The sequence below is a fragment of the Celeribacter ethanolicus genome (assembly GCF_001550095.1).
Taxonomy (GTDB): domain Bacteria; phylum Pseudomonadota; class Alphaproteobacteria; order Rhodobacterales; family Rhodobacteraceae; genus Celeribacter; species Celeribacter ethanolicus.
Genome location: NZ_LRUC01000028.1, coordinates 12,107 through 36,578, shown reverse-complemented (window position 1 = coordinate 36,578; position 24,472 = coordinate 12,107). Strand labels below are relative to the sequence as shown.

The 24,472-nt window shown below is 61.2% G+C and carries 28 protein-coding genes, 1 tRNA gene and 1 pseudogene; 19 read left to right on the top strand and 11 right to left on the bottom strand.

Annotated elements, in window-relative coordinates; genetic code table 11:
* The first annotated feature begins 106 nt into the window (after positions 1-106).
* The 11 genes from NH195_RS11330 to NH195_RS11285 all read left to right on the top strand — a co-directional run bounded on the left by NH195_RS11330 (position 107) and on the right by NH195_RS11285 (position 3,959).
* Entirely contained in the window at positions 107-295 is a 189-nt protein-coding gene (locus tag NH195_RS11330) for a hypothetical protein (protein WP_066706908.1), read from the top strand.
* A complete protein-coding gene (locus NH195_RS21195) occupies positions 292-429 on the top strand; it encodes a hypothetical protein (RefSeq protein ID WP_155846154.1) in 138 nt (45 codons plus the stop codon). The genes NH195_RS11330 and NH195_RS21195 overlap by 4 nt, the downstream gene beginning before the upstream one ends.
* Positions 426-719 (top strand): hypothetical protein, encoded by a 294-nt coding sequence (locus NH195_RS11325; protein ID WP_066706906.1) that lies wholly within the window; start codon positions 426-428, stop codon positions 717-719. Before NH195_RS21195 ends, NH195_RS11325 begins: the two co-directional genes overlap by 4 nt.
* Positions 709-975: a hypothetical protein gene (locus NH195_RS11320; protein ID WP_066706904.1), complete on the top strand. Its 267-nt coding sequence runs from the start codon at positions 709-711 to the stop codon at positions 973-975. The genes NH195_RS11325 and NH195_RS11320 overlap by 11 nt, the downstream gene beginning before the upstream one ends.
* The gene (locus tag NH195_RS11315) at positions 972-1,166 is read left to right on the top strand and encodes a hypothetical protein (RefSeq protein ID WP_066706902.1); all 195 of its coding nucleotides are present in this window, start codon (positions 972-974) and stop codon (positions 1,164-1,166) included. Before NH195_RS11320 ends, NH195_RS11315 begins: the two co-directional genes overlap by 4 nt.
* Before the next feature lie 91 nt (positions 1,167-1,257).
* A complete protein-coding gene (locus tag NH195_RS11310; RefSeq protein WP_066706899.1) occupies positions 1,258-1,524 on the top strand; it encodes a hypothetical protein in 267 nt (88 codons plus the stop codon).
* Between the two features lie 13 nt (positions 1,525-1,537).
* Positions 1,538-1,834, top strand: coding sequence for a DUF2312 domain-containing protein (locus tag NH195_RS11305; protein WP_155846158.1), 297 nt, complete (start codon positions 1,538-1,540; stop codon positions 1,832-1,834).
* Positions 1,834-2,043 (top strand): hypothetical protein, encoded by a 210-nt coding sequence (locus NH195_RS11300; protein ID WP_066706897.1) that lies wholly within the window; start codon positions 1,834-1,836, stop codon positions 2,041-2,043. Before NH195_RS11305 ends, NH195_RS11300 begins: the two co-directional genes overlap by 1 nt.
* Positions 2,044-2,182: 139 nt before the next feature.
* The gene (locus NH195_RS11295; RefSeq protein WP_066706894.1) at positions 2,183-2,689 is read left to right on the top strand and encodes a hypothetical protein; all 507 of its coding nucleotides are present in this window, start codon (positions 2,183-2,185) and stop codon (positions 2,687-2,689) included.
* The gene (locus tag NH195_RS11290) at positions 2,689-2,904 is read left to right on the top strand and encodes a hypothetical protein (protein WP_066706891.1); all 216 of its coding nucleotides are present in this window, start codon (positions 2,689-2,691) and stop codon (positions 2,902-2,904) included. Before NH195_RS11295 ends, NH195_RS11290 begins: the two co-directional genes overlap by 1 nt.
* Positions 2,901-3,959: a tyrosine-type recombinase/integrase gene (locus tag NH195_RS11285; protein WP_066706889.1), complete on the top strand. Its 1,059-nt coding sequence runs from the start codon at positions 2,901-2,903 to the stop codon at positions 3,957-3,959. The genes NH195_RS11290 and NH195_RS11285 overlap by 4 nt, the downstream gene beginning before the upstream one ends.
* Before the next feature lie 87 nt (positions 3,960-4,046).
* On the opposite strand, the gene NH195_RS11280 is transcribed toward NH195_RS11285, so the two are convergent.
* Together NH195_RS11280 and NH195_RS11275 are read right to left on the bottom strand one after the other, a co-directional pair.
* A tRNA-Leu gene (locus NH195_RS11280) sits at positions 4,047-4,133 on the bottom strand.
* 171 nt (positions 4,134-4,304) lie between these two features.
* The gene (locus NH195_RS11275; protein ID WP_066706886.1) at positions 4,305-5,144 is read right to left on the bottom strand and encodes a glycosyl hydrolase; all 840 of its coding nucleotides are present in this window, start codon (positions 5,142-5,144) and stop codon (positions 4,305-4,307) included.
* 220 nt (positions 5,145-5,364) lie between these two features.
* On the opposite strand from NH195_RS11275, the gene NH195_RS11270 reads away from it, so the two are divergent.
* Together NH195_RS11270 and NH195_RS11265 are read left to right on the top strand one after the other, a co-directional pair.
* Positions 5,365-6,123: a sulfotransferase family 2 domain-containing protein gene (locus tag NH195_RS11270; RefSeq protein ID WP_066706883.1), complete on the top strand. Its 759-nt coding sequence runs from the start codon at positions 5,365-5,367 to the stop codon at positions 6,121-6,123.
* 6 nt (positions 6,124-6,129) lie between these two features.
* Positions 6,130-6,870, top strand: a complete 741-nt coding sequence (locus NH195_RS11265; protein WP_066706880.1) for a rhomboid family intramembrane serine protease — start codon at positions 6,130-6,132, stop codon at positions 6,868-6,870.
* 102 nt (positions 6,871-6,972) lie between these two features.
* On the opposite strand, the gene NH195_RS11260 is transcribed toward NH195_RS11265, so the two are convergent.
* The 3 genes from NH195_RS11260 to NH195_RS11250 form a co-directional block, all read right to left on the bottom strand.
* Entirely contained in the window at positions 6,973-7,251 is a 279-nt protein-coding gene (locus NH195_RS11260; protein ID WP_066706879.1) for a hypothetical protein, read from the bottom strand.
* A gap of 151 nt (positions 7,252-7,402) precedes the next feature.
* Entirely contained in the window at positions 7,403-8,191 is a 789-nt protein-coding gene (locus NH195_RS11255; protein ID WP_066706877.1) for an inositol monophosphatase family protein, read from the bottom strand.
* A gap of 118 nt (positions 8,192-8,309) precedes the next feature.
* Entirely contained in the window at positions 8,310-9,215 is a 906-nt protein-coding gene (locus tag NH195_RS11250) for a LysR family transcriptional regulator (protein WP_066706874.1), read from the bottom strand.
* Positions 9,216-9,309: 94 nt separating this feature from the next.
* On the opposite strand from NH195_RS11250, the gene metF reads away from it, so the two are divergent.
* A complete protein-coding gene (gene metF / locus NH195_RS11245; RefSeq protein ID WP_066706871.1) occupies positions 9,310-10,143 on the top strand; it encodes a methylenetetrahydrofolate reductase [NAD(P)H] in 834 nt (277 codons plus the stop codon).
* On the opposite strand, the gene NH195_RS11240 is transcribed toward metF, so the two are convergent.
* Both NH195_RS11240 and NH195_RS11235 read right to left on the bottom strand, forming a co-directional pair.
* A complete protein-coding gene (locus NH195_RS11240) occupies positions 10,140-11,201 on the bottom strand; it encodes a DUF2235 domain-containing protein (RefSeq protein WP_066706869.1) in 1,062 nt (353 codons plus the stop codon). The two genes, metF and NH195_RS11240, sit on opposite strands and share 4 nt — an antisense overlap.
* A 130-nt stretch (positions 11,202-11,331) precedes the next feature.
* A complete protein-coding gene (locus NH195_RS11235) occupies positions 11,332-12,474 on the bottom strand; it encodes a type III PLP-dependent enzyme (protein ID WP_066706866.1) in 1,143 nt (380 codons plus the stop codon).
* Positions 12,475-12,770: 296 nt separating this feature from the next.
* Here NH195_RS11235 and NH195_RS11230 point away from each other — a divergent pair, with 296 nt between their 5' ends.
* Positions 12,771-13,202, top strand: a complete 432-nt coding sequence (locus NH195_RS11230) for an Lrp/AsnC family transcriptional regulator (protein WP_066706864.1) — start codon at positions 12,771-12,773, stop codon at positions 13,200-13,202.
* 29 nt (positions 13,203-13,231) lie between these two features.
* On the opposite strand, the gene NH195_RS11225 is transcribed toward NH195_RS11230, so the two are convergent.
* A complete protein-coding gene (locus NH195_RS11225) occupies positions 13,232-14,380 on the bottom strand; it encodes a serine hydrolase domain-containing protein (protein WP_066706862.1) in 1,149 nt (382 codons plus the stop codon).
* Between the two features lie 205 nt (positions 14,381-14,585).
* Here NH195_RS11225 and NH195_RS11220 point away from each other — a divergent pair, with 205 nt between their 5' ends.
* On the top strand, positions 14,586-17,714 hold the full coding sequence (locus tag NH195_RS11220; protein WP_066706859.1) for a valine--tRNA ligase: 3,129 nt from the start codon (positions 14,586-14,588) through the stop codon (positions 17,712-17,714).
* Positions 17,715-17,807: 93 nt separating this feature from the next.
* Here NH195_RS11220 and NH195_RS11215 read toward each other — a convergent pair whose 3' ends face one another.
* Positions 17,808-18,590, bottom strand: coding sequence for a crotonase/enoyl-CoA hydratase family protein (locus tag NH195_RS11215; RefSeq protein ID WP_066706856.1), 783 nt, complete (start codon positions 18,588-18,590; stop codon positions 17,808-17,810).
* A 100-nt stretch (positions 18,591-18,690) separates the two neighbouring features.
* Between NH195_RS11215 and NH195_RS11210 the strand changes: the two genes are divergently transcribed.
* Entirely contained in the window at positions 18,691-19,794 is a 1,104-nt protein-coding gene (locus tag NH195_RS11210) for a pyridoxal phosphate-dependent aminotransferase (RefSeq protein WP_066706853.1), read from the top strand.
* Between the two features lie 86 nt (positions 19,795-19,880).
* Here NH195_RS11210 and NH195_RS11205 read toward each other — a convergent pair whose 3' ends face one another.
* Positions 19,881-21,080: a pyridoxal-phosphate-dependent aminotransferase family protein gene (locus NH195_RS11205; RefSeq protein WP_066706851.1), complete on the bottom strand. Its 1,200-nt coding sequence runs from the start codon at positions 21,078-21,080 to the stop codon at positions 19,881-19,883.
* 180 nt (positions 21,081-21,260) lie between these two features.
* Here NH195_RS11205 and NH195_RS11200 point away from each other — a divergent pair, with 180 nt between their 5' ends.
* Together NH195_RS11200 and NH195_RS11195 are read left to right on the top strand one after the other, a co-directional pair.
* Complete coding sequence (locus tag NH195_RS11200; RefSeq protein ID WP_066706849.1) at positions 21,261-21,968, top strand: phosphatase domain-containing protein; 708 nt, start codon at positions 21,261-21,263, stop codon at positions 21,966-21,968.
* Positions 21,965-23,881 (top strand): ABC transporter ATP-binding protein, encoded by a 1,917-nt coding sequence (locus NH195_RS11195; protein ID WP_066706847.1) that lies wholly within the window; start codon positions 21,965-21,967, stop codon positions 23,879-23,881. The genes NH195_RS11200 and NH195_RS11195 overlap by 4 nt, the downstream gene beginning before the upstream one ends.
* Here the strand turns inward: NH195_RS11195 and NH195_RS20840 are convergent.
* Positions 23,808-24,425, bottom strand: a pseudogene (locus NH195_RS20840) (glycosyltransferase); the annotation flags it as partial. The gene NH195_RS11195 and the pseudogene NH195_RS20840 sit on opposite strands and share 74 nt — an antisense overlap.
* Positions 24,426-24,472: the final 47 nt, after the last annotated feature.

Below are 24,472 nucleotides of genomic sequence, written 5' to 3'. Positions count from 1 at the left end.
GATGATTCGAACACTCAAAATCCAAATGGGGACTATAGTACCTATTTTGTATTGACAGGGACAATTGTCCCCTTCATGTTGCCTCCCATCAACAGGAGGCACACAGATGCAATCTTCCCACCTTGCAACCACACCTGACGGGGCGCGACATGTCGCTCTGAACGGCCACCTCTTCACCGCTACCGTGCGCACGCTGGCATGGCGCACCCTCATGCGCAGCAAAGGCCAGACCATGAACTCGGGCCGCATGTTGGTCCAATCCATGGCCGTGATCGACGGAGGGCGTTCGGCATGAGCACCGCAATCGTCGCCCTCGGCTTTGTCGCCGCCCTCGGTCTGGCTTTGGCCTCCGCCTTCCTCGACGAGAGCAGAGGCAAGCCTCCGACCCTCCGTCAGGCCAAGCCCTTCACCAAACGGGGCCGCAAATGATCGGGATCGTTCACACCCTTGCCGCCATACGCCTCGACCACCGGCATCGCGCGATCCGGCGCATCAGCGAGGAACGCGGCCCCGAGGTCGGAAAATACATTCTGAACCGGATTTGCGCCCGGACGTGGGGCGACAGCCCGCACCTCTGGCGCGAACGCACCCGGCACCGTCGGACCCACGCCGCCAAGATGCGCCGCAAGTCCGAGGTCGATCCTCTCGCCGAGCTTTGGCTTGGCACCCATCCGAACGATTTTCACCGCCCCAACCACGGAGGCCACCTTGCTCTCTGACATCGAAAACCGCCGTGCGCGCTTTTATGATCGCGTGATCCTCCTCGACCCGAAAGATATGCGGGACGCCGTGGTGAATGAGGTGATCGAAAGCGGCGGCAGCTATACCGTGCCGCAGGGCGAAAGCTGGCCTGCCTCGCATCTGGCCGAAATCTCTCTGCACGGGGTCTCGTCCTTCGGTGCAACCGAGGACGAGGCAATCAGCAACTGGATCAGGCAAGCGCGCCGGGTGATCCGCGCCGAGGTGGAGGCATGAGCCTCATTGTCCTCATTCTCGCGTGGGCAATGGCACTCTGTCTCGGTGCCGTTGCGATCCTGATCGCAATCTTGGCGGGTCGTATTTCCGCCAACGATGAAGCGCCTCAGAAGAATGTGAGCGTAGGGGTCACCTTCTGCACTGCGCTGACGATCATGTGCGCCGCCCTCACCATCATGGCACTCACATGATCTGCGCCATCGCCTCCCTCACCATCGGCATTGTGCTCGGTGTCTTCGCACATTGGGCCTACCTCGAAATCCTATACCGGATGGAATGAGCATGACCAAACAGCCCTTCGACACCCTGCCCCTGTCGCAACAGGCGGGGATCATCTGCAACGACCCGCGCTTTCAGAAATTCGCAGCCACGCGCAGCGGCCTTCCTGATCGTCACTTCACCGCTGAGGCGGCCGCCGAATACCTGCGCGAGGTCTGCCAGATCGCCAGCCGTCGCGACCTTGCCGCCAACACCATCGCCCAAATCCGCTTTCAGGCCCTACGCACCGAGTTCGACGCATGGACCGGAAAAATCGCAACCCAGAGGTAAGAAAATGCTCGACATGACAGAAAATCAGACCCCGATGAAAGAGACCGATGCCGACCGCGAGGTACGCGACAAAACCTATCGCGTGACAGCCGAAGAGCTGCGCAATTTCATAGAGCGTTTCGAACGGCTTGAGCTTGAGAAAAAGGACATCGCCGATCAGCAGAAAGAGGTGATGGCCGAGGCCAAGGGGCGCGGTTACGACACCAAGGCGATGCGCAAACTGATCGCGCTGCGTAAGAAGACCGCCGACGAGATCGCCGAGGAAGAGGCGATCCTTGAAATGTACAAAGAAGCGCTGGGGATGATCTAATGGAGATCGGCACGCATTCACTTTCCGTCCTTGAGCGCGCCCGGGAAAAAGCGGCGCGGATCGCATTGGTAGATCCGCGGGCCCTTCCTGTTTTCGAACGCCTTGAAAAAGAGGTCGTGGCCATGAGTGCCAAGCTGGCCGCCAAAACTGAGACGGATCCCGTTATGAGAGCCAGGGCATTGCTCATGGCCGAAAGGGTTTGTGCGTAAGTTACAGCCCCCTGCGCAAGCTTTTGGAAGCCAAGGACTGCATGGTCCGTGCCGCTCTTGGATAAATTGACCTGACCCACCGGTGCGGGCCGACACAGCGCGGCCCCATCCCGTGCGCCAGAAAAAAAGAGAAATCCGCATGACACGAAAAGCAAACAAGGATTGTCCCGTCTGCAACGGCTGCGGCGTCGAGGACCCGGCGGGCTTCGCCATGATCCCGTGCCCCCGCTGCTTTCCGCATGAATGGGCCGCATCTGAAATCACCCGTCTTCGCGCCGAGCACACTAAGGCAGTGGCTAGAGATTTGCAGCTACGGGCCATATCCGAAGAACGCGCGCGTATTGACTTTGACGAGATTACCCGCTTGCGCGGCACCATTGCAGACCTGCGCCAATCAATTGAGATCATTTCGCGCGAGAACGACAGAGCCGTCGGAGACGCGGACAAATGGCGGGAGCGCGCCGAAGCCGCTGAGACCCACAAAACGGAGCTTCTGGAACTCCTTTCAAATATGAAAAACGACAGTCTAGATGCAATCATGGAAGTGATCGGAGCGCCGAAGGAATATAATTCCAGTAAGTTAGCGATGCGCGATTGGTTCGTGACGCGGATCGACCGAGCGCTATCCGCGAAAGGCGGTGAATAATGGGACGCCAGACAACACAGATTGCGGTCACTGAAAAAACCGCAGCCGCCATGCTCGATATGAAGCCCATTGAGTTTCGCGGCCTCGTTCAGCGCGGCGCATTGCCGCGCCCCACAACAATCGCTGGAACCATTGAGCGGTGGCGTGTGGCCGACCTCGAAGCCATCGTGAACGGCACCGCCGCTCGTCCCAAAGATCAAGATTTCGAGCTATGAGAAAACCGGCCAAACCGCGCATAGCCAAGCCGCACCTTTCATGGAAATGGAACAAGAGCAAAGGCACCTGGGAACCCTACCATCGGGTGACTTGGTCGCAGGATGGAAAGCGCAAAGAGCGTCATATCTTGTTGCGATGGGGTGGAGATGCGGAAGAACTCGACCGCCAATATTGGGCGTGCGAGGCGGGTCGCCATGAGCGCCAAGCGGCTCCCTTAAAATACACTTGGAAGGCACTCATCATCGCGTGGAGAAAAGACCCTCGCGTTCAAAACAAGCTCTCAGCCGGTACCAAGACTTTCTATCGCCCGACCATGGACAACATCATGGAGAAAAATGGCAACAAGGATGTGCGCAACACCACGAGATCTGCCATTCGCGCAGCTCATGACAAGCTGGCAGCAACGCCACGTGAGGCAGACAAGTACATCCAGACCATACGAATGCTATGGAATTACGGGAAGAACAAACAGGACTGGCCAATCGGCGACAATCCCGCTTCGAAAATCGACCTGTACGGGAAGCAGAGAGAGCTTGAGGCATGGCCAGAATGGATGATCAAAAAACTGCCCGGCGCTCCTGAAAGCGTCCGTATTGCAGCCGAACTGATACTCGGCACGGGACAGCGACCGGGGGCCGCGATCACTATGAAATGGGAGCAATTTGAAGGCGAATGGATGCACGTCACAGATGAAAAGGCAGACGAGCTTTTTCCTGTCTATTGCCCAGAAGAATTGCGCTCCTTCCTCGCCGCTCAGCCGAAGCGCGGTCAATACGTGCTCGCCAAAAATCTGACCGAACCCCTAACCTATAACGCTGTTGCGTCTTCATTCCAGAAGTGGCGCAAGACCTTGGGCGACGACGCCAAAAAGTTCAGCCTTCACGGTTTGCGAAAACTGGCAATCGTTCGCCTCGCAGAGGCCGGATGCTCTGACGCAGAGATACAGGCAGTGACCAACCAGAGCGCCGAAATGGTCGTGTTTTACCGGAAGAAAGCGAACCGCAAAGCTCTGTCCAAACGCGCCATGACTCGGAACAGAACAAAAATAGAATAAAATGAGATGTGGGAGTTAGGTGTGGGAGCGAATGCTATTCAAGGCAATTTACATTACAAAGAAATTCTCACAACACATTGAAACTATTGGTACCCGCGACCGGACTCGAACCGGTACGGCCTATACGGCCTAAGGATTTTAAGTCCTCTGTGTCTACCATTCCACCACGCGGGCCTGCCTTATCCGGGCAAGAGATCGGTCCGATTGCCCCGGATCAAGCCATGCCCGCCTCCTAACATCTTGCCCCCGGCTTGCCCAGAGGGCGCAGGGAGAAACATGTCGCGGCGGAGCGTTACAGGATGCGTAAGCGGAGGCAAGCCGATTTGCGGGCGGGGAGCGGCGACGTCACTCTTCGGCGGAGGCCACACGCCGCGCACCGATACGGCTCAGAGCACGGTCGAAAGCGACGCCGACCGGAGTCGGTTGCAACGTGTTGGACACCAGATTGATCTGCGGCGCGCCTCCGGCATAGGGATAGGGATTGGCGGCAAACCAGGCGTGGCGTTCGACGAAGGGCAACCGCTCCATCATCAGGATGGCAGCCTCGGCGAAAGCGGCATTTTGCGCGTAATTGGCGCTTCGGACATTGAACCAGTCGATATAGGCGAATTCCGTGACCCAGATCGGGCGGCCATATTCGGCATGCACCGCGCGCAGCCAGTTTTCAAACGCCTTCACATCGCCATTGGTGGAATAGTAGTGCACCGCCATGAAATCGACGCGCAGGCCACGGGCCTCCGCCTGCGCCATGAAGCGGCCCTGCCATGAGGTTTTGCCGAGCGTCTGGCCTTGGGTCACCGCCGGGCTGCCGAGGCGCAACCCGCGGGCTTCGAGTTTCGGCCAGAGGGCGACGGCCTGTTCGACGGACAGATTGCTGCCTGCGCTCTTGCGGGAATCCGGTTCGTTGAAGGCCAGAAGCGTGCGCACCGGCAGGTCGGAGACGATTTTCTTGTTCACATCCCCTGCGTCGCGGATCATCGGCACGAATTCGACGGAGCGGCGGCGCGTGTCTTTCGACCACATCTGGGTCGGGCGCCAAGTGTAATACCAATCGAGCGCAGGCGCGTCCTCGATCCAGCGCAACATCGTCTGGTTGGAATTTTCCCACGCGCCGATCCCGGCCTTGTCCGCGAACAGCGCCGTGGGCATGAACATGAGAGCCGCTAAGAGAAGTCGTTTGAGCATCGCTGCCTCGTCGGGTTTTTGCGAGGCTATAAAGGCAAGAGGTCATGAATGCGGCCAGATTGTGGCAAAGCCCGAACAATTGGCGTGTTTCTGCCGGTGCGAAGGAAAGGCGCGCGGAAACACGCCGCAGCGCAGCGACGCAGCGGATGTCAGCGCGCCTCTTGACCCGGCCATGTGTTCGCCGCACAAGAAAACCGATCCTTTCGCAGAAAGAGCGCTCATGTCAGACAACGGCCTGACCGGACGAAACGCCCCGGTTGCAGCGATGGCGAAACGCAATCTGCGCAACCGTCTGGTGCGCCTCCGGTACGCCTCGCCCGACAGCTATCCGGTCACGGCGCTCTTGCCGGAGCGTGCGCGTCAGGCCGCGATGTCCCGTGTCTGCTATGCACCGGCGCAGAAGCTGTTTTACGCCCGCCTGCCGAAATGCGCCAATTCGACCATCGTGCGCACGATGGCCAACGCCTCTCGGCCAGGGCTGGAAGATGTGCGGATCAATCGGCTCAAAGCCCTGTTCAACACGCTGCCCTGGCCGCGTGAATTCGAGGCCGCGGCAAAGATTACCGTGCTGCGCGACCCCGTTGAACGCGCGGTTTCCGCATGGCGCGACAAGGGGCATAGCGCCGCCTTCATCCGTCAGCATCGCTATGCCGGCGATGAAGAAACGATCCCCACACTGGAACAATTCCTGATCGCGCTGCGGGACAATGACTATTACCGGAATGGCCATTACCTGCCGCAGCTCGACATGATCCCCGGTCCGATCGAGCGCTATGATGTCGGGACGGTGGAGCGGCTTGAGCCCTTTCTGGAACGGGTTTGCATGACCTATTTCGGGCAGTTTTCGGGGCTCCAGAATGTGCTGCACCATGCGACGGATTCCCGCAAGAAGAAGCTTGAGATCAGTGTGCGGGAGCGCGCTTTGATCGAGGCGCTTTATGCGCGGGACATCGCGTTTTACCAGAGCCTGCGAGGCTGAGGTCTGATGTTTCCGATCCGCGACCATAACCCCTCGCGCCGTCCCGCCCTTGTCACCTATGCGCTGATCGCGGTGAACCTGGCGGTGTTTCTGGCGATGCTGCCGAGCTATGGCGACGAGCGTGCGCTTTTGTCGATCTATTCGGACTGGGCGCTTCTGCCCGCACGGATCAGCCAGGGCTCCGGCTACGATACGTTTCTCACTTCCATGTTCATGCATGGGGGCGTCATGCATATCGCGGGCAACATGTTGTTCCTGTGGATTTTCGGCGACAATCTCGAAGACGAGATGGGGCATATGCGCTATCTCGTCTTCTATCTCCTGTGCGGGTTTGCGGCCGGGATGGCGCAATATCTGGCCGATCCCGGATCGCGCGTGCCGATGGTGGGCGCCTCGGGCGCGATTGCGGGGGTGATGGGGGGCTATCTGTTGCTGTTCCCCAAGGCGCGGGTCGATGTGCTGTTCATCTTCATCATCTTTTTCAAGGTCTTCCCCCTGCCCGCCTGGGTCATGCTGGGGCTTTGGTTCGCGCTTCAGGTTGTGGCGGAGCTGAGTTCGACGGCGGGCGCCGGCGGGGTGGCGCATCTAGCGCATGTCGGCGGCTTTGTCGCGGGGGTGGTGCTGGCCCTACCACTTTGGCTTCGACTTGGCGGACCGATCTATTGGCAGCGCACCCACGGACGGCCGGTGCATGCTGCGGCGCGCTATGCCCGAAGCTCCGTACCGATTGTCCGGCGCCGGCGCTGATCACCACGGACAGCAAAAGCCACACGATCCTGCCCGCACCGTCCCGCATACGGCGGACGCGGCCGTCAGGCTGGGGCTCACGGCTTTGAACGAATGGCGTTATTAGAAGCTGGCCGAAGAGCTTTGCTCCGCGGTGTTGTCTTCTGCAGCGTTTTCTGCTGAAGAGTTGTCTTCCGAGGCGTCGGTATAATTCACGACGTCCATGCTTTCGACTTCGGAATTCAACCGCATCGAGAAGGTGAAGGCCCCCTGCCAGATGATCGACAGCACCATGATGCTCATCCCGACGATGGCCGAGACAAGCACGACCCAGTCGACCGTCACAGCCCCCTCGTCATCTGCACGGAAGAGCGCGCAAAAATGTTTGAATCTGTCAATCACGTCTATCCCTCCGATGATCCCGATCAGCTTTCCATGAGAAAGCGACGAAATCAGGGCAGGAACCGCGCATTTGCGAGGAAAACTCACGCTTCCGTGAGCCGCGCCCTGCGGTGCGGCCCAGTCGGAGCAAGCGTCATGCGGAAAACTGCGTTCAGGCTGCGCGGATGATGGCCGCGAACCGCTCGAACAGCGCTTCGTTGCCGCAGATCACTTCACCGCTGTCGACCGGGTTGTCCTCGGGGTGCAGCCCTTCGACGAACCCCCCCGCTTCCTTCACGAGAAGCACACCGGCGGCCATGTCCCATGCGTTCAGACGGCGTTCCCAGAAGCCGTCGTAGCGACCGGCGGCCACATAGGCGAGATCGAGCGCGGCGGAGCCCCAGCGGCGCACACCGGCAGTGGCGGGCAGAAGCCGCGCCAGATCGCGCAGGGTTTCCGGCAGATCGCCGCGCCCGCCGAAGGGCAAACCGGTGGCGAAGATCGATTCGATCATCTTGCTGCGGCCCGACACCCGAATGCGGGTGTCGTTCATCCAGGCGCCCGCGCCTTTTTCGGCCCAGAACAGCTCGCCCTTGGCCGGATCGAAGACGACGCCGGAGACGATCTCGCCCTTGTGCTCAAGCGCGATGGAGATCGCCCAATGCGGCAGGCCGTGCAGGAAATTGGTGGTGCCGTCGAGCGGATCGACGATCCAGCGCCGCGTCGGGTCGGTGCCCTCGACGGGTTTGCTTTCCTCGCCGGTCCAGCCGTAATTCGGGCGTGCCTCCATCAGGGTCTCGCGGATGATCTCTTCGGCGCGAATGTCGGCCTTGGACACAAAGTCGCCCGCCCCCTTGGAGGAGACCTGAAGGTTCTCGACCTCACGGAAATCCTTGACCAGCGAACGACCTGCCGCACGGGCGGCCTTGATCATGACATTGAGATTGGCGCTGCCTTGCATGGGTCCGGGCTCCGAAAGGTGTTGAGATGTTCAAACCGGGCGTATACGCCGCCTGACCCGCCCTGCCAAGGGTTTCAGGGCAAAGAAATGCACGGAAAATCGTCGGTTCCGCCGGGTTTCACCCGCGCTGGAGCTTCACGGCTTCGGTTTTCGCGATGCGCAGCACATGGGCCATGTAGGGTTTGCTCACATCGTCCTCGCGCACGGCGGCGTACATCCGGCGGGTAATCCCCGATGCGGTCAGGGGCCGGATGGCGTAATCTGGGTGGCTGCGGATGTCGCGCATGACCCAGTCCGGGAGCACCGAAAGACCCCGCCCCGCGGCGACCAGCATGAGGATCACATCGGTCAGTTCGACCTGACGCTGTTGCGCAGGTTCGATCCCGGCGGGGGTCAGCAAGGTCTTGAACACGTCGAGGCGGGCGCGGTCCATCGGATAAGTGATGAGGGTCTGATCGGCGAAATCCCCGGCTTCGAGAAAGGGCTTCTCGGCCAAAGGCGATTTCGCGGAGAGAACGCACATCGGCGCATAATCGAAAAGCGGCACGAAGGTGATGCCCGGAATGTCTTCGGGGTCCGAGGAAATGACGAAATCCACCTCCTCGCGTTCGAGTGCGGGGAGCGCCCCAAAGGCGAGACGCTGGCGGATGTCGACGTCGATCTCCGGCCAGGCCTTGCGGAACTGATTGAGCACGGGAAAGAGCCAGTCGAAACAGGCATGGCATTCCATCGCGATGTGCAGACGGCCCGAAGTGCCCTCTTCGATGCCACGGAATTCGTCCTCGAGCGCCTGCACCTTGGGCAACACGTCTTCGGCCAGCGCCAGCAGCTTCATGCCTGCGGGCGAGAGTTTCAGCGGTTTCGAGCGGCGCACGAACAGCTCCACCCCGGCCTGATCCTCAAGCCCCTTGACCTGGTGGGAGAGCGCGGATTGGGTGATGTTGAGCCGGTCGGCGGCGCGCGCCAGCCCCCCTTCTTCATGGATGGCCTTGATCGTGCGCAAGTGGCGGAATTCGAGGTGCATCTTGAATGGCGCTCATGTTGATCTTGAGAATTATGAATTTGTCTCACATGGCCTGTCGTGACACAAGAGCCGTCAGTTCAATGAGGACCAGACGATGACCAAAGCGCCCAAAATTTCTTTCGAATTCTTCCCTCCGAAGGATATCGAAGCCTGTTTCTCTCTGTTCGAGACGCTTCAGGTGCTGGGCGATATGGCGCCGGAATTCGTCTCCGTGACCTATGGCGCGGGCGGCACGACGCGTGAGCTAACCCATGACGCCGTGGCTTTGCTCACCCGCAAATACGGCTGGAACGTCGCGGCGCACCTCACCTGTGTGAATGCGACGCGGGAGGAAACGCTCGCGATTGCAAAAAGTTATAAAAGCGTCGGTGTGAACGAGATCGTGGCGCTGCGGGGCGATCCGCCGAAAGGTCAGGGCAAATTCACCCCGGCGGAAGGCGGCTTTGCGACCTCCGTCGAGCTGATCGCCGCGCTGAAGGCCACCGGCGATTTCAAGATCCGTGTCGGCGCCTATCCCGACCCGCACCCGGATGCGGCGGATGAAACCTCCGACATCACCTGGCTCAAGCAGAAATTCGAAGCGGGTGCCGATTCGGCGATCACACAGTTCTTCTTCGAGCCGGAGGATTTCTTCCGCTTCCGCGACCGCTGCGCCCGCGCGGGGATCACGGGCGAGATCATTCCCGGCATCCTGCCGATCACAAGCTGGAAGGGCATTCAGAGATTCGCCGCGAGCTGTGGCACGCCGATCCCGATCAGTTATGAGGCCGCGTTCGAGCATTCGCAGGATCACCACAAGCTGTCTGTCGATCTTTGCACGAAACTCTGTGAAAAACTGATCGCGGAAGGCGTCGAGGATCTGCATTTCTACACGCTGAACCGCCCGACACTGACGAAGGCGGTCTGCGCGAATCTGGGCGTGGCCTAACGCTTTAGCGCCGGATGCCGGACCTCCGAGGCGTCCGCCCCTACCACGCGCGCCTCGCGCAGGACGAAGAACTTGCCCCAGCCGCGGTTCATGCCCACCGAGGGTCCGTGCGGGTCGGCGAGATAGCGCCCGCGCCAGTCTTGCGGCAGGGTGAGCCCCGCCGCTTCCGCCTTGTCGAGCATCCACACCAGCGTGGCGTTCGACAGCCGACGCTCCGGGTTGCTGCCGGACAATTGCCCGCCGACATCGCCATGGGTGCCCGGAAACCACATCTGTTGCAGAACCTGGCGTGTGCCCGCGAAGATCGGGGCGTCCGGGTTGGTTTCGAACATCACAGGCTCATAGGCCGCGCGCGATTCGTCATGGGCCAGCACATGATAGGCGCGCTTGACGCAGGTGGCGGGCATCTGGTCGTGGAATTCGTGAAATACGGTGGAATAGCGCCACAGGAGCGGGAAATGGATGCCCAGCGCCGCGACCGTGTCCCAGACGCCTAAGAATTCGATTTCGACCCGCGGATGGCAATGGCCTGCGGAAAACGCATGCGAGGAGGCGGCGTGCGGGGCCATCTGGTAATGGCGATACGCGGTGCGGATGTTGCGTTCGGTCGCCTCTTCGGGCCGCAGGAGGCCGATCATGTCGATGAAGCCCGACAGCGAGCGCACCGCATAGGCGCCACGGGAATAGCCGAACAGGAAGATGCGGTCGCCGGGGCGATAGCGTGAGGCCAAGGCGCCATAAACCCGCTGAATCTGCCGGTCGATGCCGCGGCCTTCGATCACGTCCATCGTGTCGCGCCAGCCACGCCACTGGATGCCGGCCTCGTAGCGCACCAGCATGTTCGCGCCCAGACCGGTCTTCTGCGCAGCCTCTGTACAGAGCTTGTAGGTCAGGCCCGCGTTGGTCTCGTCGCCGGGCGCCAGCGAGGACAGCGTGCCGTCCATGATGATCACATGGGTGAGCGGACCACGGGAATGGTGACCGCCGGAGGTGCGCACCCGCTGGCGGAACTTGAAGAGATGCGAAACGCGCCCAAAGAAGCCTTTTTTCTGATCCATGTGAAAGAGTTAGCATGGGAAAATGAAAAATCCCCTCCCTTTTGCGAGGGAGGGGACGTTGCGTCACAGGTTTGATCACACGGAGCCGGGACATTCGGCCCGGATGATCGCCGCCGGACGATAGAAACGATCAGATGTGGCGCTGCACCGTTTCCACGGTGATCTGGCCAAAGCCGTTGAATTTGGTCGCGGTGGCGACCGAATAGGCGCCGAGACCGTAGAAGATCACATGGTCTTCCTCTTCCATCGTCGCCGGGAAGCCCAGTTCGGACGGGAGTTTGTCGAGGCTGTCGCAGGTCGGGCCGAAGACGGTGCGGAACACCTTTTCGCCTTCGCGTTTAACACCTTGCGGGCCGAACACGCCGATGCGGTCGATGACACCGACGAGGTGCAGCTCGGAGAGACCGCCATAGACACCGTCGTTCAGGAACACATGGGCATCGTCGCGGATCGCCTTGACGCGGGTCACGAGCGAGTAGCTTTCGGCCACAAGACCACGGCCCGGCTCGCAAACGAGCGCCGGCATGTCGTCGCCAAAGGCTTCGCGCGCCACACGACCGATGAGGTCGAAGGTCGGCTCAAGCTGCGGCACCACCTCGTTCAGGCGATGGGACGGGAAGCCGCCACCCACGTTGAGGCGCGCGATTTTGACGTCGGCCATCTGAGCGATCTCGGCGGCAGCACGGATGTATTTGTCCCATGCGTGCGGATCGGTGCATTGCGTGCCCGGGTGGAAGGTCAGCGACGGGGTGAACCCGAGCTGGGAGGCGAGCAGCAGAAGCTCGGCAGCCAGTTCGACAGTCGCGCCGAATTTCGCACCGAAGTTGTAGGCTGCGCCCTCGACCGGCAGTTTGAAGCGCACGGAAATCTCGACACCATCCGCAGGCACCAGTTCGCCCAGCTTCACCAGCTCGGAGTGGCTGTCGACGGAGTAGGATTTCACGCCCATTTTCACGGCATGCAGGATCTCGGTGCGCGACCGCACCGGGTTGTTGTAATGCATGGCCGCGCCGGGGGCGATACGGGCAATGGTGTCCATCTCCACAGGGGAGGCCACGTCGAACCCTTTGACGCCGGCGGCCACGAGGTTGGCGAGCACTTCTTCATCCGGGTTGGATTTCACCGCATAGGTGACAAGCCCGGGAAACCCTTTGATAAAACGACGCGCGGTCGCTTGCAGAATGGCGGGGGAGAAGAACAGCACGGGATGCTCGGGAGCATGCGTGCGCAGGTATTCGCTGGGCGTTGCCCAGATGGTTTTAGAGAGCCCCATTGGTCATGTCCTTTACCAACAGAGCGCAGCCACATCTTGCCCGGGAAAAGTCCGGTTGGGATAGCGCTTACGCGGTTAATCCTAACCAGGCCAGGTGCGGGACCGCCTCGTTTTCGTCCGGGCGACCGTCCTTCGATCCTGTCTTTCAGTGATCGCTATATGCGTGTTGATTTGGTCGATAGAAATAGTAAAATCGTGCGAAACGCCGGTCAATTTAACGAAACTGCCGGTCAAATTTATAATGCTTTATCAGCCGGTCCAAAACGCTGGGCCGCGCGGGATTTTGGAGCGGAAAAATGGACGAACTTGATCAAAAGATCCTGACGGCGCTGGCAGCCGATTCATCGACTTCGGTGTCGCGTCTGGCGCGGCGTTTCAAGGTGGCACGTTCGACCGTGCAGGCGCGGCTGGAGCGGTTGGAAACCACCGGGATCATCGCCGGTTACACAATCAAGCTGGGCGACGTGGCGCTGGCGCGGCGGATCAAGGCAACGGTGCTGATCCAGGTCGAGCCGCGCAGTTCGGCCTCGGTGGTGACCAAACTCAAGGCACTGCCGGAGGTGGAAATGGTCGCGACCTCGACGGGGCGGGTCGATCTGATCGCGCAGATCGCCTGTGACACGACCGAAGAGATCGACCAGACACTGGAGCAGATCAACGGCATCACCGGGGTTCAGGACATCGAAAGCCTGATCCACCTGTCGATCAAGTTCGACAGGGCGATTTAAGACCGCGATTTAAGGCCGCGATCTGCCCTCTATTCCGCCGGATGCCGACGATCGTGCGGCTCCGCCCGCAGCGCGGCCAGTTGCGTCTGGCGGATGTCGCCGGCCATCTCCTCGACCCCACGCACGGCAAAGACGATGCCGCGCACGGGATCGGACAGTTGGTTGACCGTTCCCGCAACATAGACGCCGAGATCGGGCGCGTAGAAACAGGTGCTTCCACCGAAACCGAAATGCCCGATGAGACGCGGCGGCTTGTGCAGGACACGTTGCGGCAGGAAGGTCATGCGATAAGGCAGATGCAGCCACCACGGTGCCTGCACCTTCATGATGCCGGTGCCGAATTCGGCGGGAAAGAACATCGGGCGCCAGGTGTAGAGCCGTGGCAGAACCCGTTTGTCGAAGAGGTAGCCCTCGAAAAACCCGCGCGCGAAGATCAGCGACTCGCGCGAGGTGGTGACGAGGCCGCTGTCGGCCTGAAACGAGGTCATGGTGCGCGGCACATGGACCTGCATGCGGCGCGACAGGGGCGGCATCGGATGACGGTCGGCGGGGTCGCAATAGATATAGGTCGAGCTCAGCCCCAGACGTTCGGCGACGCGGGTCTGGACGACCTGGGCGAAACTTTTGCCCTCGATCTGTTCGATGACGCGGCCCAGAAGGTGGTAGTTCGTATCGGTGTAGATCGCACGTTTCGAGGCCCCGGGGGCCGCGACCGCACCGTGCGAGCGGGTGCGCTGGATCACCTCTTCGAAGTTCCAGGCGCCGTCGATGCCCTCGGCAATTTCGTGGCGCAACCGGCGGGCGTGCATGCGGTAAAGGAAATAATCGCCGAAACCCGAGGTGTGCGACATCAGATGACGGATCGTCACCTCGCCGGTGCGGTCGACCCCGTCCTTGACATGCAGCTCGGAACAATGGGCGCAATTGCCGAGATAATGCACGAAAGGCATGTCGAAGTCGATTTTCTCCTCCTCCAGCAATTGCAGGAGGATCGCGGTGACGAAGAGCTTGGTGACACCGGTGGCGAAATAGGGTGTCCGGCTGTCGAGATTGCCCGCGCCGACATGCACCTCCCGCCCGGTGTCCCGGTCGAACATCGAGAGCGTCACACCGCGATGCATTCCGCTTCGGATCATCCGGTCGGCCAGTCTTTGCAATCGCGCGGAGGCGGCGCCCATCCCGTGTTCTCCTTTCGGGTCCGGAAGATGTGATGCCACAGCAAGGCTTAACACCACGTCAATTTGGCCCGCTCCGGGCAGTTTTTCTCTCGGAAACGTGGGGAGTTTCTCCCTTTCCCTCTCACCTCCTGCGGGGTAAAAGCGCGGGACCCTTGAGCGCGGGGCCTTTCCCCGTGCCCGGACCGGAACGAAGCGAGAGACCACGATGGCCATGGAAAAGACGTTCGACGCGCAGGATTCAGAAGCGCGCATCTATGCGGAATGGGAAAAGGCGGGGGCTTTCAAAGCCGGCGCCCACAAGAAACGCGACGAGACCTTCACCATCATGATCCCGCCGCCGAACGTGACTGGCGCGCTGCACGTCGGCCATGCGTTCAACAATACGATTCAGGATATTCTGATCCGCTGGCACCGGATGCGCGGGTTCGACACGCTCTGGCAGCCGGGTCAGGACCATGCGGGCATCGCGACCCAGCTCATGGTCGAAAAGGAACTGGCGAAGACCCAGCAACCCTCGCGTGCCGAACTGGGCCGCGAAGCCTTCCTTGAGAAAGTTTGGGAATGGAAGGGCAAATACGGCTCGACCATCATCAACCAGTTGAAACGTCTGGGCTCGTCCTGCGACTGGTCGCGCAACGCCTTTACCATGTCCGGTGCACCGGGTGCGCCCGCTGGCGAGGAAGGCAATTTCCATGACGCGGTGATCAAAGTCTTCGTCGATATGTATGAGAAAGGTCTCATCTATCGCGGCAAGCGCCTTGTGAACTGGGACCCGCATTTCGAGACGGCGATTTCCGATCTGGAAGTCGAGAATATCGAAGTGGCGGGCCATATGTGGCACTTCAAATACCCGCTCGCGGGCGGCGAGACCTATACCTATGTCGAGAAGGACGAGGACGGCAACGTCACCTTCTCCGAGGAGCGCGACTATATCTCGATTGCGACGACCCGGCCCGAGACCATGCTGGGCGATGGCGCGGTGGCTGTACATCCGGATGACGAACGCTACGCGCCGATCGTCGGCAAGCTCTGCGAAATTCCGGTCGGCCCGAAAGAGCACCGCCGCCTGATCCCGATCATCACCGACGAATACCCGGATATGACCTTCGGTTCGGGGGCTGTGAAAATCACCGGTGCGCATGATTTCAACGACTATCAGGTCGCGAAACGCGGCGGCTTGCCGATGTATCGCCTGATGGACACCAAAGGCGCGATGCGCGCGGATGGCTTGTCTTATGAAGACAGTGCGATCCTTGCCGCCGAGATTTTGGCGGGCAAACCGTTCACCGAAACCGAAGTCGACACGATCAACCTCGTGCCCGAGCACCTGCGGGGCCTCGACCGGTTCGACGCGCGCAAAGCGGTGATTTCGGAGATCAACGACGAAGGTCTGGCGGTGATGACCACCGTCACCAAGAAGGTCAAAGACGAAGACGGCACCGAGACCGAGGTGACCGAGACGGTTCCCTATGTCGAAGACAAGCCAATCATGCAGCCCTTTGGCGACCGTTCCAAGGTCGTCATCGAGCCGATGCTGACCGATCAGTGGTACGTGGACGCGGAGAAAATCGTTGGCAAGGCGCTTGATGCGGTGCGTACCGGCAAGACGAAAATCATGCCGGAAAGCGGCGAGAAGACCTATTTCCACTGGCTGGAGAATATCGAGCCGTGGTGTATCTCTCGCCAGCTTTGGTGGGGCCACCAGATCCCGGTCTGGTACGGGCTGGACCTCTCCGCGCCGGATTTCACCGATGACGAGGGCGATGGCGCCCTGGACGAGGTGGAACTGATCCGGCTTCTGACCGAGGGCGGCATGCTGCATCGCGGGACGGTGCATCACTGCGCCGCCGATTTCGAGGGTGTCCATGGCAAGTTCTTCGCCGATATGGACAATCTGCCGACGCCGCTCAATCACTGCCGCGTGGTCGAGGTCGCGACACGTCAGGAGGCCAATGAGGTCTTCGCAAACGCGCTCGCACAGTACAACGTCACACAGGACCCGACCAAGCTGGTCTACCCGGTGTGGCGCGACGCGGATGTGCTCGACACCTGGTTCTCCTCCGGGCTTTGGCCGATCGGCACACTCGGCTGGCCGAACTGGGATGAGAGCACGTCGAAATATTTCCCGACCGATGCCCTTGTGACCGGTTTCGACATCCTGTTCTTCTGGGTCGCCCGGATGATGATGATGCAGCTCGCGGTGGTGGACGAAGTGCCGTTCCACACCGTCTACCTGCACCAGCTCGTCCGCGACGAGAAGGGCAAGAAAATGTCGAAAACCACGGGCAATGTCATCGACCCGCTGGAGATCATCGACGAATACGGCGCCGATGCGCTGCGCTTCACCAACGCGTCGATGGCGTCGATTGGCGGGGTTCTGAAACTTTCCGTCGACCGGATCAAAGGCTACCGCAACTTTGGCACCAAAATCTGGAACGCCGCGCGCTTTGCCGAGATGAACGGCGTGTTCGAAGGCTATACGCCGGGCGTCACGCCGACGCCGACCGCGACGGTGAACAAATGGATCATCGGCGAAACGGTGAAGGTGCTGGCCGAGGTCGACAAGGCCTTTGAGGAATACCGCTTCAACGACGCGGCCAACGCGCTTTACGCTTTTGTCTGGGGCAAGTTCTGCGACTGGTATGTCGAATTCTCGAAACCGCTGTTCTACGACGGGGACGAGGCGACCTTGGCCGAGACGCGCCAAACCATGGGCTGGGTTCTGGATCAGGCGCTGGCCATGATGCACCCGATCATGCCGTTCATCACCGAAGAACTTTGGGGCACGGTCAATGGCGCGCGTCCGCTGCTGGCGCTGTCGGACTGGCCGGAGCTTTCGGACGATCTGATCGACGCGGATGCGGGCGCGGAAATGAACTGGGTCATTGATCTGGTGGAACAAATCCGCTCCTCGCGGGCCGAAGTGCATGTGCCGGCGGGGCTGAAAATCCCGATGGTGCAGGTCGAGTTGGACGAGGCCGGCAAAACCGCCTTCGCCAACAACGAAGCGCTGATCCTCAAACTTGCGCGGCTCGACAGCGTATCCGAAGGCGCGATGCCGAAAGGCGCGATCACCATTTCGGTCGCGGGCGGCGTCTTTGCCCTGCCGCTCGAAGGGGTGATCGACATCGCCGAAGAAAAAGCCCGGCTCGAAAAATCCCTCGGCAAGCTTGCCAAGGAACTCGGGGGCCTGCGCGGTCGGTTGAACAACCCGAATTTCGTGGCCTCCGCGCCGGAAGAGGTTGTGACCGAGGCGCAGGAAAATCTCGCCGCGCGCGAAGAGGAAGAAGCCAAGCTCAAATCCGCTCTGGCGCGTCTCTCCGAAATTGGCTGAGAGATTGGCTGAACCGGTTCAAAAGATTTAAAAAAGGCCCGCCACATCGGCGGGCCTTTTGTTTTGAGTATTGAGAGCAGCAAAGGAGACGGATCAGTCGTAGACCGGCGGGCGTTTTTGCATCTGGGCCATCACGGTTTCGATTTGATGCGGCGTACCGATCAGCGCGCGTTGTTCGCGGCTTTCCTCCATCAGAATATGCGCCCGGTCATGCGAGCTTTCCGCTGTACCGATCAGCCGCTTGACGGCCCGCATGGCGGTGGGACTTTTGCCCGCAATCGTGGTGGCGATCTCCAGCGCGCGGGTCATGGCATCCTCGGCGATCTCTGTGACGAGGCCAAACTCTGCGGCGCGCGCGGCGGGCACGATCTCGTTCGTATAGGTCAACAGCCGCAGCACATCGGAGCGCAGCACCCGCGGGAAGAGCACCATGCCGCCCATATCCGGCACGAGGCCCCATTTCATCTCCATGATCGACAGTTGCGCCTCGGGGGACGCGATGCGGATGTCGGCGGCGATGGCAAGCTGCATCCCGGCGCCAAAACAGGGGCCATGGATCGCGGCAATCACCGGGATCGGCAGGTCATGAAGCGCGAGCGAAAAGGCCTGAAACGCGTTGGCGTCGCCATGGGTACGCTCCATCACGAGCGCGTCGAGATCCTCGGTCATGAAGCGTTGGAAATTCGAGGTGTCGAGCCCGGCGCAGAACGCCTTGCCTGCGCCTGCGAGCAGCACGACACGGGCGTCCGAGGCGGCGATCTCCGCCACACGGGCCAGAAGATCGGCGATCAGACCTTCGGTCACCGCGTTCATCTTGTCGGGGCGGTTCAGGGTCAGGTGGGCGATGTGGTTTTCGATGGTTAGCGTGACGGTCATGGCAGGTCCTCCTCAGACGAAACTAGCAGCGCGAAAATGCATGGTCAGGTCTGACGTTACGGCGCTTGCGCAGGCGTGTTCTTTGAGGCAGGAGAAGCGCATGACAGACACGCGCCTCACCTCCCTCGCCCAAAGCCTGCCCTCCACCGTGCCTTTCGTGGCGCCCGAACGCATGGAAGAGTTGCGCGGCGCGCCGTTCGAGGCCCGGCTTGGGGCCAATGAGCTGTCCTTTGGGCCTTCTCCCAAAGCGCGTGCTGCGATGGCAGAGAGTGTGAGTGGCGTGTGGAAATACGGCGAGCCGGAGAACCGCGATTTGCGGATTGCGATTGCCGCGCATCTTGGCATCGCACCCGAGGAGGTGACGGTTGGCGAGGGCATCGACGGGCTCTTGGGCAATCTGGTGCGGCTTTATGTCGGGCCGGGCGATGCAGTGGTGACCTCCGCGGGGTCCTATCCGACATTCAACTACCATGTGGCGGGGTTCGGCGGCGTGCTTCATACCATTCCCTATAAAGGCGAACATGAAGACCCGGAGGCCCTGATTGCCAAGGCCAAAGGTGTCGGGGCGAAACTGGTGTACTTGTCCAATCCGAACAATCCCATGGCTTCGGTGCACTCCGCCGAAACCGTGCAGGCGATGATTGAGGCGGTGCCCGAGGGATGCCTGATGATCCTCGACGAGGCCTATACGGAATTTGCCCCGGAGGGTACGCGTCCGGCGCTCGACACGTCCGACAAGCGTGTGATCCGGTTCCGCACCTTTTCAAAGGCTTATGGCATGGCAGGTGCGCGGATCGGCTATGGGATCGCGCATCGCGACATCGCCACCGCCTTTGACAAGATCCGCAACCATTTCGGCGTCAATCGCGTGGCGCAAGTGGGGGCTTTGGCGGCACTGACGGATCAGGACTACCTTATGCAAACAGTCGCACGGGTTGCCAAAGGGCGTGCAGAACTTGCACGGATCGCACAATTGAACGGTTTGACGCCCCTGCCCTCCGCGACCAATTTCGTCACCATGGACTGCGGTCGCGATGGGGACTATGCCCGCGCTTTGGTGAAGGCGCTCGCCGCGCGCGGCGTCTTCGTGCGGATGCCGGGCGTTGCGCCGCTGGATCGCTGTATCCGGGTCTCTGTCGGCTTGCCCGAAGAAATCGCGGTGTTTGCCGAACGGCTGCCTCTGGCGCTGGCCGATCTGGGCTGAAAGTTTTAAGCTGGCGCGCCTCAATCAAAGACCAAAGGAAAAGGCGCCCAAGGGCGCCTTTGTCGTTTTGGCTGTCGAGCGCAAGATCAGACCCGCTCGGCCAGAACCATTGCCGCGGCGCGCGAGGCCCCCGTGCCATGCGGAATTTGCAGGGCTGTGAACGCGGTTTCCATCGCGCCGATGATGCCCAGCACCATATGCGCGTTGATATGGCCCATGTGACCGATGCGGAAATAGCCCGCGGCCTCTTCCGACCCGATCTCACCGAAGCCCAGCGAAATCCCCAGAGTGATGCCGAGATGTTCAGTCATCCATTCCCGGAGACGCGTACCGTCCGGCCCGCCGAGGCTGAGCGTGGTCACGGCATGCGAGCGATATTCCGGCTCCGCGATGTTGAAGCGCAGGTTGCCGCCCTGCCCCCAGGTGTCGACCGCCGCCCAATAGGCGCGCGCCAGCGTCGCGTGACGCTCCCAGACATTTTCCAACCCCTCATCGAGGATCATATCGACCGCCTGACGCAGACCGTAGAGGTGATGGGTCGGCGGCGTGCCGTCGAAATATTCGTAGAGATGCACCGGCTTGGCACGGGTTTCCCAGTCCCAGTAAGGCGTGCGCAGATCGTTGCCCTGCCCGGCCACGCGGGCCTTCTCGGAAAACCAGACAAAGCCCATGCCCGGAGGGGTCATCAGACCTTTTTGCGAGGCGGCGATCATCACGTCGACGCCCCAATTGTCCATTTCGAAGCGGTCGCAGCCCAGAGAGGCGATGCAATCGACCGCGAAAACGGCCGGGTGACCGGCGGCGTCGATCGCTTTGCGCATGGCGGCGACATCGTTGCGCACGGAGGTGGCCGTATCGACATGAACGGTCATCACCGCCTTGATCTTGTGGTATTTATCGGCGCGCAGAGCCTCTTCGAGACGGGCCGGATCGACGGGCGCGTGCTTGCCGAATTCGATGGTCTCGACATTGGCGCCGAGGCGACGGGCGACATCGGCCCAGCCATGGCCGAAATTGCCGGTGAGACAGACGAGCACCTTGTCGCCACGGGAGATCATATTGGTGAGCGAGGCTTCCCAGAGACCGTGGCCGTTGGTGATATACATCGCCACATGTTCCTTGGTGCCCGCGATGGTCTTGAGATCGGGGACGAGGCCATGGGTCAGCTCGACCAGCTCACCGGTGTAGATGTTCGGCGCCGGACGGTGCATCGCCTGCAACACCGGATCGGGGATCACGGAGGGACCGGGGATGGCGAGATAGTGGCGACCGTTGGCAAGTGACATGGAAAACCTCGAAGCAAAAGAGGTCCAAGCGGTAACGCCCCCACGGGCGCAGGTCAATGCTGCGCCGCGTCACATCGGGTGCGCGGCTTTGCAAAACGGCGCGGCTCCGCGCATGGCTCCGAGCCGCGCAGAGCCCGTCGCTTGCCCCATTGGTGAAAGAAAGCTAAAGAGGCGCGATCCATGATGAAACGGTCCCGTATGTTCAAGACGCTGAAAAAAGGGTTCAAGAAACTCGAACGGGCCGAGGTCGGCGCCTTTGGCAATGACATCTCGACGCCGCGCACAAGGCGGCTGGCGATGTGGCATTTCCATCTGTTCGACCATGCCTTCCTGCGCGGGATCTGGACCAATCTCCATGAATTCGCACCGGGTGCCTGGCGGTCGAACCAGCCGTCGCCGAAACGCATCGCGCGCTATGCGAAAATGGGGATCAAGACGATTCTGTCGCTTCGGGGCGACAAGGATGTGTCTTATACGCTTCTGGAACGCCAAGCCTGCGAGGAACATGGCATTCGCCTTGTCATCACCAAGAAAGCGGGCGCGCGCACGGCGCTCAGGGGCGCGGATTATGTCGAACAGATCGACATTCTGGCCTCGCTCGAAAAACCCTTTCTGATCCATTGCAAATCCGGCGCAGACCGGGCGGGGATGGCGGCGGCGCTCTATCTTCTGCATTGCGAAGGCGCCTCGATCAAGGACGCGAAAAAGATGCTGTCGCCGCGGTTCATGCATCTGAAGAGCACCAAGACCGGGGTTCTCGATTACATCCTCGGGATGTATGAAAAGGACGTCGAAGCCCATGGCCCGATGCCGATCCGCGAGTGGTTCCTGACGCGTTACGACCGCGAAGCCGCCCGAGAATTCAAAACCTTCCGGTCCTTCCCATGAAACCCATTCCACAGCACCATATCCCCGAGATTCCGTCGCTGAAGCTGATTTCCTGGCTGTGGCGGGGCTATCTCAAGCCCTATCTCGGCTATGTCTTCATCGCGATCCTGCTGATGTCGACTGAAGGCGCGATGCTGGGTGCGCTGTCCTATCTGATCAAGCCAATGTTCGACAAGGTTCTGGTCGCCGGACAATCGAGCGCGGTGCTCTGGGTGGCGCTGGCGGTGTTCGGCGTGTTCAGCCTGCGCGCCGTGGCGTCTTTCGGGCAGCGCGTGATCATGTCACGCGTCGGGCAAAAGGTGGCAGCGGCGCTTCAGGGCGATCTCGTGGCGCATATGCTGACGCTCGACGGCAAGTTCTTTCAGGACAATTCGCCCGGCACGCTGATCGAACGCACGCGGGGCGATTCCTCGGCGGCGGCGACCGTCTGGGGCACGATCCTGGCCGTGGTCGCCCGCGACATCATCTCGCTCGTGTCGCTGCTTGCCGTGGCGATCACAGTAGACTGGCGCTGGACCCTCATTGCGGTGGCGGGCACGCCGCTTCTGGCGGTGCCGGTGACTATGTTGCAAAAGCTGGTGCGGCGCACCACGCGGATCGCCCGGGTCGCCTCAGCACGGGTGTCGACCCGGCTCGACGAGATTTTCCACGGCGCCACGACGATCAAGCTCTCGGGCACGGAAAAGCGCGAAGCCGGTCGGTTCCACGACGAAATTTCCCAGATGGTCCGCGCCCAGATCAAATCCGAGGCCGGTCAGGCGGGCATTCCCGCGCTGATGGACCTCGTGGCGGGGCTCGGGTTCTTTGGCGTGCTGCTTTACGGCGGTCATCAGATCATCGAAGGCACCAAGACCGTCGGCGAATTCATGTCGTTCTTCACCGCCATGGCTTTGGTGTTCGAACCGCTCCGTCGGCTGGGCAACGTCTCCGGCGTTTGGCAGGCGGCGCGCGCGTCCCTTGAGCGCATCTATGCCATTTTCGAGGAGCGCCCGGAGATCACCTCTCCGGCTCAGCCCACCGCCCTGCCGGTACCACCGTCGCGTGCCGATATCCGGTTCGAGAATGTCGGCTTCGCCTATGCCGACAGCCCGGTGCTGCGCGGCACCACCTTCACGGCGGAGGCGGGCAAGACCACGGCGCTCGTGGGCGCCTCGGGCGCGGGCAAATCCACGGTGTTCCACCTGATGACGCGGCTTGCCGATCCGGTGACCGGCAAGATCACCATCGGCGGCGTGCCCACGACCGCGCTCGATCTGAAGACCCTGCGCGGGCTGTATTCGGTGGTCTCGCAGGACGCGCTTCTGTTCGACGAGAGCCTGCGCGACAACGTGCTGATGGGGGCCGAAGCCGATGAGGCCAAACTCAAGGCCGCGCTGACCACCGCCCATGTCGCCGATTTCGCCGCCCAACTCGACCACGGGCTCGACACGCCGGTGGGGCCGCGTGGCTCCGGGCTTTCGGGCGGGCAGCGGCAGCGTGTGGCCATCGCCCGCGCCGTGTTGCGCGACCGTCCGGTTCTGCTCTTGGACGAGGCGACCTCGGCGCTCGATGCACAATCGGAGAAGATCGTTCAGGAAGCGCTTGAGAAGCTTTCGGAAGGGCGCACCACCCTGGTGATCGCGCACCGGCTTTCGACCATCAAGAATGCCGACAAGATCGTGGTGATGGACAAGGGCCGCGTGGTGGACGAAGGCACGCATGAGGAATTGCTGGCGCGCGGCGGCTTGTATGCCGATCTTTACCGGCTGCAATATTCCGACGGGCGCACGGTCATCGACGGTAGCCCCGTGAAAGCGTCGCGGGGTCGGCCCCGAGGCGAAAACGGAGAAGACGGAAAAGGTTCCGGGCTCCTTGGCGCCACCAGCCGGATGTTCGGTAACGTGATGGGTCTGTTCGGACGCGCAAAGGACTAAGCACGATCTTGCCCTTGAGGCGGCGGGCGAGATCGACGTCCTCCATCAGGGGCATATCGGCATAGCCGCCGGTTTCGTCGTACAGCTCACGCGAGATCAGCAAAGCCTGATCGCCATAGGGCAGATCGAAGCGTTTGGTACGCAGATTGGCCCAGCCCGCCGTCATCTTCGGCCAAAAGCCTTTGGCGTCACGAAAGGACAGCGAAAACACCAGCGCCTTGTCGTAGGATGTCGCAAGATGCTGCACCACCGCCTCGGCCCAGCCTTCGGGCATCCATGTGTCGGCATGCAGCACCAAAAGCCAGTCGCCCTCGGCCCGCTCCGCTCCGCGTTTGAGCTGCCTGCCCCGCCCGGCCTCGCCGATCACCAGTTCGGCCCCGACGAAATCGGCCATCTTCTCCACCCCGTCCGTCGATCCGCCATCCGTCAGGATCAATTCGCGCACCAACCCGGCGTCCAGCCCCTCCATCAGGGACAGCATCGTCTCGCGCAAACCGGGGGTGGCATTCAGGGTCGGGATGATGACGGAAATCGGCGCGCGCATAGGGGGTCCGGCAAGGTTGCAGCTTTTCGTTTGGTTTCCCCTTCCTA